Genomic DNA, 13,639 nt, shown 5'->3' on the forward strand with positions numbered 1-13,639 from the left:
TAATGGGTCAAAAAGTTAATCCAATTGGTTTGCGTCTAGGTATTAACCGCACTTGGGATAGTCGTTGGTATGCAGATCAAGATTATACCAGATTGCTATTTGAAGATTTCAAACTTCGCGATTTTTTGCGCAAAAAGCTCGCTGGTGCTGGCGTTTCACGTGTCGTGATTGAACGTCCTGCTAAAAAACCTCGTGTGACCATTTATGCTGCACGACCTGGTATTGTTATTGGCAAAAAAGGTCAAGATATTGATGGTTTGCGTAAAGAGTTAGCAGCAATGGCTAATGCAGATGTTGCATTAAATATTGTTGAAATTCGCAAGCCTGAGATTGATGCGACACTTGTTGCAGAGAACATCGCACAACAATTAGAAAGACGTGTTGCTTTCCGTCGTGCTATGAAACGTGCTGTTCAATCAGCTATGCGTCTGGGTGCACAAGGTATTCGTATCAATTGTAGTGGTCGTTTGGGTGGTGCTGAAATTGCTCGTGTTGAATGGTATCGTGAAGGACGTGTGCCTTTGCATACATTAAGAGCAGATATTGATTATGGTGTTGCAGCAGCACAAACTACTTATGGTAAGTGTGGTGTGAAGGTTTGGATCTTTAAGGGCGAAATTATGGCTCATGATCCATTAGCACAAGATCGCCGTGCAGCTGATCAAGTTCCACAACGGTAATTGATTTTTTGGAGTTTAATAGTTATAAGAGACTATTACAACGCATGAGGATATTAAATAATGCTATCTCCGCGGCGGACTAAATTCCGCAAAGCTCATAAAGGTCGTATCCATGGTAATGCGAAGGGTGGGACAGAGTTGAATTTTGGTACTTACGGTCTAAAAGCTCTGCAACCCGAACGTATTACTGCACGTCAAATTGAAGCTTCACGTCGTGCGATTACTCGTGCTATGAAGCGTATGGGACGCGTATGGATTCGTGTATTCCCTGACCTTCCTGTGTCAAGCAAGCCTGCTGAAGTTCGTATGGGATCTGGTAAAGGATCTCCTGAATTTTGGGTTGCTCGTGTTAAACCTGGTCGTATTTTGTTTGAAATTGAAGGTGTTTCACCTGAGATTGCTAAAGAAGCATTGACGCTTGGCGCTGCTAAGTTGCCGATTAAAACAAAATTCATAACCCGCATAGGGGAGGCTTAAGAATGGCAAAGGCTTATAAGCCAGCTGATCTGCGCGCCAAAACTATTGATGAATTAAAAACGTTGTTAGTTGATCTTCGACGTGAACAATTCAACTTGCGTTTCCAACGTGCGACAGGTCAAAATGAAGGTGTCAGCCGTGTTGGTGTGATTCGTCGTGATATTGCGCGTATCAAAACCATCATGGGTGAATTAAACAAAAACGCCGTGGGTGCAGCTGCATCCACCAGCAAGTCCTAAGGAGTTCGTGGGCAATGCCAAGGCGCGTTCTGACTGGTCGGGTGACAAGCGACAAAATGGACAAAACAGTGACAGTACTGGTTGTTCGTCGTGTTATGCATCCGCTTTATAAAAAATTCATTCGTCGTTCTAAAAAATATGCGGCGCATGATGAATTAAATGAATGTAAAATTGGGGATATGGTTCGTATCATCGAATCTCCTCCAATATCTAAAAGAAAATCATGGGCTGTGACTACTCGTAATGGGGCTCCTCTTGAGGCAGCAACATCAGTATCCAGCGTTAAAGTTTAAGGGGGGCTAAGACATGATCCATCCCGAGACCAACCTTACCGTGGCTGATAATTCAGGCGCAAGAGAGGTGCAGTGCATTAAGGTGCTGGGCGGTTCAAAGCGGAAGACCGCTTCGGTCGGCGACGTGATTGTCGTATCTGTCAAAGAGGCTATTCCTCGTGGCAAGGTAAAGAAAGGTGAAGTTCATCAAGCTGTTATCGTTCGTACAAGTTATCCTGTACGTCGTGCTGATGGCACATCTATTCGTTTTGATAAGAATGCAGCTGTGTTGATTAATAAACAAAGTGAACCTATTGGAACGCGTATTTTTGGGCCAGTGGTCAGAGAATTACGTGCTCGTAAGTTTATGAAAATTATCTCCTTAGCTCCGGAGGTTCTATAATGGCTGCACGTATAAAAAAAGGTGATCAAGTTATTGTGATCACCGGCCCTTATAAAGGGGTTAAAGGTGAAGTTCTTTCTGTTAACCCAACAGGAGATAAAGCTGTTGTTCGTGGTGTAGCTGTTGCAAAACACCACAAAAAACCTAGCCGTATGGGTGAACAAGGTGGAATCATTGAACGTGAAAAACCTGTTCATTTGTCTAATTTGAAACTTGTTGATCCAAAATCTGGCAAACCAACACGCGTTGGTTTTAGGGTTCTTGAAGATGGTCGTAAAGTTCGTATCGCCAAAGCTACTGGCGAAGTGATTGAAAGTTAGGAGAGAGAGGAATGTCAGAAAATATTCAAACTGCATCTGAAGCCCGACTTTATACACTCTATAAAAACGAGCTGCGTAAGAATCTACGTGAACAGTTTTCGTACAAAAATGAAATGCAAATTCCCCGTCTTGAAAAAATCGTTTTGAACATGGGTGTTGGCGAAGCTGTTGGCGATCAAAAGAAATTAGATAACGCAACAGAAGAAATGACCTTGATTGCTGGTCAAAAAGCAGTTAAAACGTTAAGTAAGAAAGCCATTGCTGGTTTTAAAATTCGTGCTGGTCTGCCAATTGGTTGTAAGGTTACGTTACGTAGCCGCCGTATGTATGAGTTTTTAGACCGTTTAGTGACGATCGCTTTACCTAGGGTTCGTGATTTTAGAGGATTACCTGCGAATAAAGGTTTTGATGGCAATGGTAACTTTGCAATGGGTTTGAAGGAACAAATCGTATTCCCCGAAATCGTTTACGATAAAGTAGACGATGTGCGTGGTATGGATATCATTTTTGTTACTTCAGCTAAAACAAATGAAGAAGCTAAAGCTTTATTAAAGGCGTTTTCTTTACCTTTCGTTGGGTAAGTTTAGTTTCTTTTCGCTGCAAGGCAATGTAAGTTGCCTTGCAAATCTATTTATTTTTGGAAAACGGTCGAATTTTTCGACAAGTTCCGGAGGGTAAAATAAAACATGGCAAAAACTTCCGCCATCTATCGCAATGCGAAGCGTGCTAGTATGTCTGCACGTGACAAAGAAAAGCGCATTGCATTAAAAAATATTGTTATGGATAGAGCGTTGCCTGTTGAAGATCGTTTTGATGCTTCTTTAAAATTGGCACAATTACCTCGTAATGGTTCTCGTGTCAGAGTCCGTTTGCGTTGTAAATTAACAGGACGTTCTCGTGGTAATTATCGTAAATTTGAGCTTTGCCGTATCGCATTGCGTGAATTAGCGTCTACTGGGCAGATCCCCGGTATGGTTAAGTCAAGTTGGTAAGGGGCTGTAGATGTCATTATCTGATCCATTAGGTGATATGCTCACCCGTATTCGTAATGCGCAATCTGCTCGTCATACATTTTGTGTAGCTCCTGCTTCTAACTTAAGAGTCAATGTTTTAGAAGCTTTAAAACGTGAAGGTTATATTCGCGGTTATAAAAAAGAAGAATTGCGTAAAGGTATTAATCAGCTTCGCATTGAACTGAAATATTCTGATGGCGAACCCGTTATTAAAGAAATTCAAAGAGTTTCTAAACCTGGTCGTCGTGTATACTCAAAGATTAAAGAACTTCCACGCGTTTATGCGGGGCTCGGTGTATCCATCCTTTCAACACCTTGTGGTGTTTTGTCTGATGTTGAAGCGCGCGCTGCTAATGTTGGTGGCGAAGTTCTTTGTCGTGTATTCTAAGGGGAATTAAATGTCACGCGTAGGCAAAAACCCCGTACAGATTCCACAAGGGGTACAAGTTACTTTAACAAACGGTAACATGACAGTTAAAGGAAAAAGAGGGGAACTCTCTATTCCTGTGTCTGAACACGTTGAAACTAAAATTGAAGATAATCAAGTTATTGTTAGCCCAAAAAACAAAGCAATTATTGCGAGAGCTATGTGGGGAACGACAAGAGCATTGGTTGCAAATATGGTTCATGGTGTTTCTGAAGGGTATTCAAAAACTTTGGAAATTACGGGAACAGGTTTCCGTGCGTCTGTGCAAGGTTCCAATTTGGTTATGAATCTTGGTTATTCACATGACATTGTTTATCCAATTCCTGCTGATATTAAAATTACAACACCACGTCCTACAGCTGTAACAGTTGAAGGCAATGATAAGCAACGTGTTGGTCAAGTTGCTTTGGACATTCGTAATTTTAGAAAACCTGAGCCTTATAAAGGCAAAGGTGTTCGTTATGATAATGAAGTCATACGTCGCAAAGAAGGCAAGAAGAAATAATGGGTACGCAACGTGAATTACAAACGCGCCGGCGTAGACGGTTGCGTTATCAGCTTCGTCAGAAAGGAAATGGACGTCCTCGTCTTTCAGTATTCCGTTCTAGCAAAAATATTTATGCTCAGGTTATTGACGATGTGGCTGGTAAAACCTTAGCTGCTGCTTCTAGTTTAGATGCTGCAGTAAAAGGACAATTGAAAACTGGAGCTGATATTGATGCTGCTCGTACAGTTGGCAAATTAATTGCTGAACGTGCAAAAGCAGCTGGGTTGGAACAGGTCGTGTTTGATCGTGGCTCCTATATTTATCATGGGCGTGTAAAAGCGCTAGCTGAGGCTGCCCGTGAGGGCGGACTTGCGTTCTAAGGGAGGTCGCGAATGGCACGTGAAGTTAAAGAAGGCGGTCGCGCAGGACGTGAACGTGAAAATGATGATTTGGTTGATAAGCTTGTAACGATCAATCGTGTTGCAAAAGTTGTAAAAGGCGGTCGCCGTTTTGCGTTTGCAGCATTGGTTGTTGTTGGCGATCAGCGTGGTCGTGTTGGGTATGGGTCTGGTAAAGCTAGAGAAGTTCCTGAAGCAATCCGTAAAGCTACTGAACAAGCAAAAAAATCAATGATCCGTGTTCCAATGAAAGAAGGCAGAACATTGCATCACGATGTTCAAGGCTGTTTTGGAGCTGGTAAAGTGATTTTAAGATCAGCAGAAGCAGGAACTGGTATTATTGCTGGTGGTCCTATGCGCGCGGTTTTTGAAAGTCTTGGGATTAATGACGTTGTTGCGAAGTCAACAGGTTCACGTAATCCTCATAACATGGTTAAGGCAACTTTTGATGCATTACGTCGTTGCGCAAGCCCTCGGGTCGTTGCAGCAAGACGTGGTAAAAAAGTTTCTGAAATTTTGGGACGTCGTGAAGCCCCAGCTAATGCTCAAAATGCGGAGGTTGTAAATGGTTGATACGAAAGCTGATAAAGTTAAAGTGACTCAAATCGCTTCTGCAATCGGTCGTCAGAAATATCAAAAACAAACATTAGTTGGTTTAGGGTTGAATCGCATTGGTGCCACGCGCGAGTTGGAAAATACACCAGCTGTGCAAGGGATGATCAATAAGGTTCGCCACCTTATAAAGGTGGAGGGATAATTTAATGAACTTAAATGAACTTCGTGACAATTTAGGCTCTAGATATACAAAAAAACGTCTAGGTCGTGGTATTGGCTCAGGCAAAGGTAAGACTTCAGGTAAAGGTCATAAAGGGCAACACGCTAGATCTGGTGTTGCAATTAATGGTTTTGAGGGTGGGCAACTTCCGCTTTATCGTCGCTTACCTAAAAGAGGATTTAAGAATATCTTCCGCAAACTTTATGCGGAAGTAAACCTTGATACTTTATCTCTTGCAATTGACGAGGGCAAATTGAATGCTTCTTCTGTGATTAATGAAGAAGCATTGCGTAATGCGGGCTTATTTAAAGGAAAGAAATATGCTGGTGTTCGTTTGCTTGGCAAAGGTGAATTGAATAAAGTCGTAAATCTTGAAGTGTCTGGTGCGTCTATTGCAGCACTTGAAGCAGTGAAAAAAGCTGGTGGCTCTGTTAAGCTATTGGTTCCTTCTAGGGATGTATCTGCAGATGCCTAAAGTGAAACTGTAATATATTTTGTTAATAATAGAATTTTATCAGTTTATATTACACGATAAATCTTAAGGCTTAAAAATACAGCGTCCCGTAACTATTTGCGGTGACGCTGTTTTTTCTGAAAGGATAAGATTATGGCCTCTATGGCCGAGCAATTAGCATCTAATATTAATCTCAGTGCCTTTTCTAAAGCCACTGAATTAAAAAAACGCATATGGTTTACCCTTGGTGCTTTGATTATTTACCGTTTAGGTACATATATACCTGTTCCTGGTGTTGATGCTGCGATTATGGCTCAATTACTTGCCAAGCATCAAGGCGGTATTTTAGGTATGTTTGATATGTTTAGTGGTGGTGCGCTGGGTCGTATGACGATTTTTGCCCTAAACATTATGCCTTATATTAGTGCATCGATCATTATTCAGTTGATGTCTTCGGCTATGCCCTCTTTGGAAGCATTAAAAAAAGAGGGTGAGCAAGGACGTAAGAAGCTTAATCAATACACAAGATATTTAACCGTTTTCATTGCGTTGTTCCAAGCTTATGGGATTGCCGTGGGTCTTGCGAGTATGAGTACACCAGCTGGGAATGCTGTGCTTCACCCTGGATTCTTTTTCACTGCCACTTGTGTTATTACGCTAGTTGGTGGGACGATGTTTTTGATGTGGTTAGGTGAACAAATTACCGCTAGAGGGGTAGGAAACGGCATTTCGTTAATTATCTTTGCTGGTATTGTCGCGAATCTTCCAACCGCCTTGGCCAGTTTGTTTAATTTAGGGTATACAGGCGCATTATCACCTATATTTGTTGTCATCTTTTTGGTATTAGCAGCGGTTACGATTGCTTTTATTGTCTTTATGGAACAAGCACAAAGACGTGTGGTTATCCAGTATCCTAAACGGCAGGTTGGTCAACGTATGTATGGTGGAGATTCCACTCATATGCCTCTTAAAGTCAATACTGCAGGAGTTATTCCACCTATATTCGCATCATCAGTTTTGTTAATCCCAGTGACAATTGCAGGATTTTTATCCAGTGATTCTACACCTGGCTGGTTAGCATTCATAGGTCAAGAATTTAGCAATGGTCGTATTTTATATATGTTATTCTACGCAGCCATGATTATTTTCTTTTCTTTTTTCTATGCTGCAGTCAGTTTTAATCCCAAAGAAACGGCCGATAATTTGCGTAAACAAGGTGGTTTTATTCCTGGGATTCGTCCAGGTGCAAATACGGCCGCTTATTTTGATACGATCTTAACGCGACTGACGACGATCGGTGCCCTATATCTCGTTGCTGTTTGTTTATTGCCACAATTTTTGATTAATCATTATAATGTTCCATTTTATTTTGGTGGAACGAGTTTGATTATTATTGTGTCTGTAACCATCGATACAGTCACACAAGTACAGTCACATCTGGTTGCGCATCAATATCAAGGTTTATTACGTAAATCTCGTGGTGGTAAGGGGAAAAAGCGATGAAATTAGTTTTTTTAGGCCCTCCTGGGGCGGGTAAGGGAACACAATCCCAGCATCTTGCTCAAGAGTATAACATCGCTCAGATTTCAACAGGTGATATGTTACGTGCTGAAGTTAAGGCTGAATCTGATGTTGGCAAGCTTGCTAAGAAAATCATGGATAGTGGAGAGTTAGTTCCAGACGATTTAATCGTTTCTATGATTCAGAAAAGAATCCAAGCAGACGATTGTAAAAATGGTTTCATCCTTGATGGTTTTCCTCGCAGTTTGGGGCAGGCCGAAGCATTGGACAAAATGTTTTCTTCTCAGGGAATGACATTAGATGCGGTGCTTTCCTTGGAAGTTGACGAAGAAATGCTAGCTGAGCGTATTTCTGGTCGTTTTAGCTGTGCAAGCTGTGGTGCCAGTTACCATAAGCAATTTAAGCATCCCAAAGTGGAAGGTGTATGTGATAGTTGCGGCTCGACGGAATTTATATCAAGAGCTGATGATAACAAAGAAACTGTTTTGGCGAGATTGGAAACATATCGTAAGCAAACTGCGCCATTATTGCCATACTACGAGAAAAAAAACTGTTTATACGCAATAAATGGGATGAAAAGCGTGGGAGATGTCACAAAAGACATTGACCAAGTCTTAAAAAAAATTAAATTAAGCAACTAGAATTCTTTATACAAAATAAATTTTTTGTGTTGCGGTATTGACTCTAAAGGCAGGAAGGTTATATTGCTGCCTTTAAAGGTATTTTAGGTTGTTGGCTATTTTATAAACATTACTTTATAAAAAGTAGTTGTGTTTTTGTTGAGTAGCCGATTGTTCAAGAAATAAGCCTGAATTTTTTAGGTTAATTGAGGAGTAACAGGCGTGGCGCGTATTGCCGGCGTAAACATCCCGACAAATAAACGGGTAGCAATTGGTCTGCGTTATATTTATGGCATTGGGCCTACAAAAGCACAGGAAATTTGTAATAAACTTTCAATTCCTGAAGCACGCAGAGTGAACGAACTTTCAGATGATGAAATTCTGAAAATTCGTGAGTTAATTGATAGTGAATATCAAGTTGAGGGTGATCTTCGTCGTGAAGTCGCCATGAATATTAAACGCTTAATGGATTTAGGATGCTACCGTGGCTTACGTCACCGTCGTGGTCTACCTGTAAGAGGGCAAAGAACCCATACCAATGCGCGTACGCGTAAGGGTAAGGCTGTTGCTATTGCTGGTAAGAAAAAGGCAACACGCTAGTTCCTAGGTTGGTTTTTATTTTTGTAACTAAACAACAGGATAAAAAAAGTCATGGCGAAACCCGCCGCTCCGCGTCTTAGAAAAAAAGAACGCAAAAACATTATTTCCGGCGTAGCACATGTTTTGTCTACGTTTAATAATACAATGATTACAATCTCTGATGTTCAAGGGAATGCTATTTCTTGGTCTTCAGCAGGTGCACAAGGATTTAAAGGTTCTCGTAAATCAACACCTTATGCAGCACAAATGGCTGCAGAAGATGCTGGTAAAAAAGCACGTGAACACGGTATGGAAACGCTTGAGATCGAAGTTTCTGGTCCAGGATCAGGTCGTGAAAGTGCATTACGTGCATTACAGGCAGTTGGTTTTACCGTTACTTCTATTCGGGATATGACCCCTGTGCCACATAATGGATGTCGTCCACGTAAACGACGTCGCGTTTAATCCGCTCCTTTGTTATTTCTCTAAAATCATTTAGAAAAATAACAGGAGATTAATCCTAATCTTTTGGTTAGGATTTTGTCGCCTCTATGGCAAAATTCTGAATTGAAAGGCCACCACCTTGGTCCTCCAAAAAAACTGGCAGTCTCTTATAAAACCAGAGAAGCTGGAAGTCGAACCGGGCTCGGCGTCATCTAATGTGGCGACCGTGGTGGCGGAGCCGCTTGAACGTGGCTTCGGCATGACGCTCGGTAATGCGCTTCGGCGAATACTTCTTTCTTCCCTTCAAGGGGCAGCTGTGACAGCGCTCCGTATTGACGGTGTTCTTCATGAGTTTTCCTCTGTAAATGGGGTACGTGAAGATGTTACTGATATTGTGTTGAACGTAAAGCAACTTGCTATTCGTATGCATAGTGAAGGGCCCAAACGTATGATTTTATCTGCGGTTGGTCCTGGACAAGTGACAGCAGGACAAATTCAAACAGATCATGATATTGAAATCATGAATCCTGATTTGGTGATTTGTACACTTGATGATGGTGTTAAGCTTGGAATGGAATTTACCGTTTCTATGGGTAAAGGTTATGTTCCAGCAGCCGCAAATCGTCAAGAAGATGCGCCAATTGGAATGATTCCTATTGATGCAATTTATTCTCCTGTTCGTCGTGTTTCATACAAAGTTGAACCAACACGTGTGGGTCAGGTAACTGACTTTGACAAATTGTTATTAACTTTGGAAACAGATGGTTCTGTAACCCCTGAAAATGCTGTGGCTTTGGCTGCACGTATTCTGCAGGATCAGTTACAACTCTTTATTAATTTTGATGAACCGAAACCTGTTCAAGCCGAAGAGCCTCAAGAAGACCTTCCATTCAATCGTAATTTATTGCGTAAAGTGGATGAGCTTGAGTTATCAGTTCGTAGTGCAAATTGCTTGAAAAACGATAATATCGTGTATATTGGTGATTTGGTACAAAGAACTGAACAGGAAATGTTGCGCACGCCTAACTTTGGTCGTAAGTCATTGAATGAAATTAAAGAAGTACTTTCAACAATGGGCTTATCCCTTGGGATGAATGTGCCTGCATGGCCACCTGAAAATATCGAAGAGTTAGCAAAACGGCTGGATGAGCTGTTTTAGCATTTTGAATAAAAAGGATAGAATAAATTATGCGTCACGGTATGTCTGGTCGTAAGCTTGGTGTTACAACTTCTCATCGTAAAGCGATGTTTCGTAACATGGCTGTTGCTTTAATCAAGCATGAACAAATTACAACTACTTTGCCAAAAGCAAAAGAATTACGCCCAGTTGTAGAAAAATTAATTACTCTTGGTAAACGTGGTGATTTACACGCACGTAGACAAGCATTCGCTTTACTTCGTGATGAGACAATTGTTTCAAAATTGTTTTCTACAATTGCAGAACGTTACAAAGCTCGTCAAGGCGGATACAGCCGTGTGTTAAAAGCAGGTGTTCGTTATGGCGATGCAGCTAACATGGCTGTAATTGAACTTGTTGAACGTGATGTCAACGCAAAAGGTTTAGACAGTGGTCCAAAACCTGAAGTAGAAGATGTAGATGATTTCGCTGCATAATTAACATTTGTGTAGTTTATTTTCTATTGAGAAAAGAGGTGGTTTATCCACCTCTTTTTTTGTTGATAAGGATATTGTTGACTTATCTATTGCTGTTCGAAAATATTTACACATTAGTTATAAAGCAACATGGGGATGTTTATGCCGTTGGCAATATGGGCTTTGGCGATAATGACTTTTGGTATTGGAATTACAGAATTCTCGATATCTGGATTATTACCTTTTATTTCACACGACTTTAAAATTTCAATTGATATTGCAGGATATGCCGCAACAATTTATGCGTTAGGCGTGTTTATTTTTACGCCTATTATTGTAATTTTAGGTGCAAAAATTCCTCAGAAAAAAATGTTAATGATTCTTGTGGGGTTGTTTATCTTAGGCAATCTAATCACCGCTTGGTCTCCATATTTTGCGGTTCTTTTAGTTGGCAGATTTATTACTTCCTTGGCTCATGGTGCTTTTATTGGTATTGGGTCATTGATCGCTGTTGAACTTTGCAAGGGGAGAGAGACTGCTGCTATTTCATTTATGTTCAGTGGATTGACCCTTTCTACTTTGCTGGGCACCCCCTTAGTCACTTATTTGGGGTATAAAGTATCGTGGCATTTTGTTTTCTATATGATTACAGTCATTGGTATCATTGCTTTTATTGGGGTGACTAAACTGGTTCCTGCTCAAATCAAAAGAGAAGATGAACCCGAATTTCATTTAGGACGTGAATTTGCAGTTTTCAAAGATATAGACGTATTGATAGCGTTGGCAATTACCGTACTCGGTCCCGCTGCTTTCTTTACTTCCATTACCTATATTGCACCCGTGGTAACCAAAGTTGCTGGTTTTCATGATACTGCTGTGCCTTGGGTGTTATTTATATTCGGGTTAGGGCTGTGCATAGGAAATATATTAGGTGGAAAACTGGCCAGTAAATCTTTGATGCCCGTTTTATTATCAAGTTTGTTATTACAAGCACTCACATTATTTATTTTATATTTCATGGCTGGTAATCAATGGGTTTTACTGATTAGTGTTTTCTTTGTAGCGGCATTTGGCTTTGCAACTGTTTCACCGATACAGCATTTGGTGATGACCAAAGCGCATCAAGCAGGGGCTGCGAATTTGATCTCTTCATTTAATATTGGAATGTTCAATTTAGGGAATGCTTTGGGTGCATGGATAGGGGGGTTAGCGATCGCACATCAATTTGGTTATGCATCTCCTAATTTTGCTGGTGGAGTTTTATCGATTGCAGCTTTTTTACTGGCTTTAATTTCATATTTCAGAAGTAAAAGAAATCTTGTCGTGGTTTAGATGCTATTCAATTAACAAGACAATAGGCTTTCCTAACAATTAATAAAAAGGACAGCCTATCACTTTATGCGTCAATTCGGATTTTTTTGGATAAAAGGTGGAACAAAAGGCAAGTTAGAGGTTAACGAAGAACGGCTTGGCAGACGTTTGTCATTCCATCCACCTCCTAGATTTTGAATTAACAGAACACTATCAACCATACGTTGTTGTTGTATCCCTAAAGCAGTTTGTTGGTTATTAAGGGATGTAACTTGTTGTGTTACCACGGTTGTATAGTCTTCCGTTCCAACTTTATATTGATTAAGTGCAATTTGGACAGTTTGGTTTGCTAATTCAACAGCTTGTTGTTGTTGAGTATATTGTTCGTCTAGGATGCGAAGGTTAGAAAGCTGATCCTCAACACCTTGTATAGCCTCTAAGACCGCTTGGCGATACGTAGCAACAGCCATATCATATTGTGCTTCGGCTTGTTTGACCATTGATGTTCTGGAACCACCATCAAAAAGCGTTTCAGAAGCAGATGCTCCCAAAGACCAAATACGATTAGCTACTTGCACCAAACTGCCTACTGGATCTCCACTATAACTCAGACTGGCGGTCAGAGTTACATCAGGATAAAATGCAGCGATTGCAGCACCGATTTGCGCATTTTGTTCTTGCATTTTTCTTTCCGCAGAGGCGATGTCAGGCCTGCGTTGCAGTAGTGTTGAAGGAACGGCAACGGGAATAGCAGGAACTGTGAAGCTTAATTTTCCGCGTGGAATATTGACTTGTGCAGGCGGTTTACCAATTAAAATCGCAATGGCATGTTCATACTGCGCTCTTGCAATTCCAGCTTGTGTCAGTTGAGCTTTTGTTTGTTGTAATTGCGTTTTTGCTTGTAAAAAAGCCGTTGGTTCGATGGTTCCCGCATAATGTTGGTTCTGTGTCACACGTAACGAGGCTTCATAGAAATCGACATTCTTTTGAAGTAAATCGATTAGAGAATCTTGGTATCGCAAATTAAAATAAGTTTGTGCAAGTTGGCTTTGATAAGAAAGTCGGGCATTGGCTAAATCTGCGGCACTGGCTTGAGCAGAGGCAACTTGGCTTTCTGTATTGCGTCTGATTTTCCCCCAAAGGTCTAAATCCCAACTAGCAGCAGTTTGCAGAGCATAGGTATTTTTTGTTTGTCCTTTGGCGTAACTGATATTGCCACCACTGCCGATGCCAGTGGCGCCGCCACCATTGCCTTGACGATTAAAACTGGGGCCCATGGTTACTGTTGGGAAGAAGCCCGCTCTGGTTTGGTCAATTAATGCTCGTGCGTATCGATAGGATGCTTCTGCTTGTTTCAAATTTTGGTTAGAGATATCAATTTGTTCTTCTAGTTGGTTTAACAAGGGATCATTGTAAATTGTCCACCATTCACCTTTAGCCGCAGAAGCAAGATCTGGGTTTGCATTTACCCAACCAGAAACAGGTTTCAACTCTTTGAATTGTGGTGAAACGATAGCAGAAGGGCGATGATAATTAGGGCCTGCCATACAACTGCTTAAGGTCAATATGCAAATGAGAGAGACACTTTTAAACAGGCTGTTTTTGTTGAATTTTGAAAAAGACAAG

The 13,639-nt window shown here is 41.0% G+C and carries 22 protein-coding genes; 21 read left to right on the forward strand and 1 reads right to left on the reverse strand.

Annotation, left to right across the window (positions count from 1 at the left end):
* The first annotated feature begins 2 nt into the window (after window positions 1–2).
* The 21 genes from rpsC to PQG52_RS01010 all read left to right on the forward strand — a co-directional run bounded on the left by rpsC (window position 3) and on the right by PQG52_RS01010 (window position 12,034).
* Complete coding sequence (gene rpsC / locus PQG52_RS00910) at window positions 3–680, forward strand: 30S ribosomal protein S3 (protein ID WP_271789340.1); 678 nt, start codon at window positions 3–5, stop codon at window positions 678–680.
* Between the two features lie 60 nt (window positions 681–740).
* Entirely contained in the window at window positions 741–1,157 is a 417-nt protein-coding gene (gene rplP / locus PQG52_RS00915) for a 50S ribosomal protein L16 (protein ID WP_008853162.1), read from the forward strand.
* Window positions 1,158–1,159: 2 nt separating this feature from the next.
* A complete protein-coding gene (gene rpmC / locus PQG52_RS00920) occupies window positions 1,160–1,396 on the forward strand; it encodes a 50S ribosomal protein L29 (protein WP_271789339.1) in 237 nt (78 codons plus the stop codon).
* Window positions 1,397–1,410: 14 nt separating this feature from the next.
* The gene (gene rpsQ / locus PQG52_RS00925) at window positions 1,411–1,689 is read left to right on the forward strand and encodes a 30S ribosomal protein S17 (RefSeq protein WP_271789338.1); all 279 of its coding nucleotides are present in this window, start codon (window positions 1,411–1,413) and stop codon (window positions 1,687–1,689) included.
* A 13-nt stretch (window positions 1,690–1,702) separates the two neighbouring features.
* Window positions 1,703–2,071: a 50S ribosomal protein L14 gene (gene rplN / locus PQG52_RS00930; RefSeq protein WP_034335786.1), complete on the forward strand. Its 369-nt coding sequence runs from the start codon at window positions 1,703–1,705 to the stop codon at window positions 2,069–2,071.
* Window positions 2,071–2,391 (forward strand): 50S ribosomal protein L24, encoded by a 321-nt coding sequence (rplX, locus tag PQG52_RS00935; protein ID WP_271827485.1) that lies wholly within the window; start codon window positions 2,071–2,073, stop codon window positions 2,389–2,391. Before rplN ends, rplX begins: the two co-directional genes overlap by 1 nt.
* A gap of 11 nt (window positions 2,392–2,402) precedes the next feature.
* Window positions 2,403–2,972 (forward strand): 50S ribosomal protein L5, encoded by a 570-nt coding sequence (rplE, locus tag PQG52_RS00940; protein ID WP_271789336.1) that lies wholly within the window; start codon window positions 2,403–2,405, stop codon window positions 2,970–2,972.
* Between the two features lie 105 nt (window positions 2,973–3,077).
* Window positions 3,078–3,383, forward strand: a complete 306-nt coding sequence (gene rpsN / locus PQG52_RS00945) for a 30S ribosomal protein S14 (protein ID WP_271789335.1) — start codon at window positions 3,078–3,080, stop codon at window positions 3,381–3,383.
* Window positions 3,384–3,393: 10 nt separating this feature from the next.
* On the forward strand, window positions 3,394–3,792 hold the full coding sequence (rpsH, locus tag PQG52_RS00950; RefSeq protein ID WP_271789334.1) for a 30S ribosomal protein S8: 399 nt from the start codon (window positions 3,394–3,396) through the stop codon (window positions 3,790–3,792).
* A gap of 10 nt (window positions 3,793–3,802) precedes the next feature.
* The gene (rplF, locus tag PQG52_RS00955) at window positions 3,803–4,336 is read left to right on the forward strand and encodes a 50S ribosomal protein L6 (RefSeq protein WP_271789333.1); all 534 of its coding nucleotides are present in this window, start codon (window positions 3,803–3,805) and stop codon (window positions 4,334–4,336) included.
* A complete protein-coding gene (gene rplR / locus PQG52_RS00960; RefSeq protein WP_271827486.1) occupies window positions 4,336–4,698 on the forward strand; it encodes a 50S ribosomal protein L18 in 363 nt (120 codons plus the stop codon). Before rplF ends, rplR begins: the two co-directional genes overlap by 1 nt.
* Window positions 4,699–4,710: 12 nt before the next feature.
* Complete coding sequence (gene rpsE / locus PQG52_RS00965) at window positions 4,711–5,289, forward strand: 30S ribosomal protein S5 (protein ID WP_271827487.1); 579 nt, start codon at window positions 4,711–4,713, stop codon at window positions 5,287–5,289.
* Entirely contained in the window at window positions 5,282–5,473 is a 192-nt protein-coding gene (rpmD, locus tag PQG52_RS00970) for a 50S ribosomal protein L30 (protein ID WP_271789330.1), read from the forward strand. Before rpsE ends, rpmD begins: the two co-directional genes overlap by 8 nt.
* A gap of 4 nt (window positions 5,474–5,477) precedes the next feature.
* Entirely contained in the window at window positions 5,478–5,966 is a 489-nt protein-coding gene (gene rplO / locus PQG52_RS00975) for a 50S ribosomal protein L15 (protein WP_271789329.1), read from the forward strand.
* Between the two features lie 132 nt (window positions 5,967–6,098).
* A complete protein-coding gene (gene secY, locus PQG52_RS00980; RefSeq protein WP_271789328.1) occupies window positions 6,099–7,448 on the forward strand; it encodes a preprotein translocase subunit SecY in 1,350 nt (449 codons plus the stop codon).
* The gene (locus tag PQG52_RS00985; protein ID WP_271827489.1) at window positions 7,445–8,107 is read left to right on the forward strand and encodes an adenylate kinase; all 663 of its coding nucleotides are present in this window, start codon (window positions 7,445–7,447) and stop codon (window positions 8,105–8,107) included. Before secY ends, PQG52_RS00985 begins: the two co-directional genes overlap by 4 nt.
* A gap of 201 nt (window positions 8,108–8,308) precedes the next feature.
* Window positions 8,309–8,686 carry a 30S ribosomal protein S13 gene (rpsM, locus tag PQG52_RS00990; RefSeq protein ID WP_008853177.1) on the forward strand — a complete coding sequence of 126 codons (378 nt, stop codon included), beginning with the start codon at window positions 8,309–8,311 and terminating at the stop codon, window positions 8,684–8,686.
* Window positions 8,687–8,737: 51 nt separating this feature from the next.
* On the forward strand, window positions 8,738–9,130 hold the full coding sequence (gene rpsK / locus PQG52_RS00995) for a 30S ribosomal protein S11 (RefSeq protein WP_008853178.1): 393 nt from the start codon (window positions 8,738–8,740) through the stop codon (window positions 9,128–9,130).
* Between the two features lie 118 nt (window positions 9,131–9,248).
* Window positions 9,249–10,268, forward strand: a complete 1,020-nt coding sequence (locus tag PQG52_RS01000; RefSeq protein WP_271789326.1) for a DNA-directed RNA polymerase subunit alpha — start codon at window positions 9,249–9,251, stop codon at window positions 10,266–10,268.
* A 29-nt stretch (window positions 10,269–10,297) separates the two neighbouring features.
* Window positions 10,298–10,723: a 50S ribosomal protein L17 gene (gene rplQ, locus PQG52_RS01005; RefSeq protein ID WP_271827491.1), complete on the forward strand. Its 426-nt coding sequence runs from the start codon at window positions 10,298–10,300 to the stop codon at window positions 10,721–10,723.
* Between the two features lie 141 nt (window positions 10,724–10,864).
* The gene (locus PQG52_RS01010; protein ID WP_271827492.1) at window positions 10,865–12,034 is read left to right on the forward strand and encodes an MFS transporter; all 1,170 of its coding nucleotides are present in this window, start codon (window positions 10,865–10,867) and stop codon (window positions 12,032–12,034) included.
* Window positions 12,035–12,105: 71 nt separating this feature from the next.
* Here the strand turns inward: PQG52_RS01010 and PQG52_RS01015 are convergent, their stop codons facing one another.
* Complete coding sequence (locus PQG52_RS01015; protein ID WP_408869526.1) at window positions 12,106–13,638, reverse strand: efflux transporter outer membrane subunit; 1,533 nt, start codon at window positions 13,636–13,638, stop codon at window positions 12,106–12,108.
* Window position 13,639 lies beyond the last annotated feature (1 nt).

It is taken from the genome of Commensalibacter communis (assembly GCF_947179105.1).
GTDB lineage: Bacteria > Pseudomonadota > Alphaproteobacteria > Acetobacterales > Acetobacteraceae > Commensalibacter > Commensalibacter communis.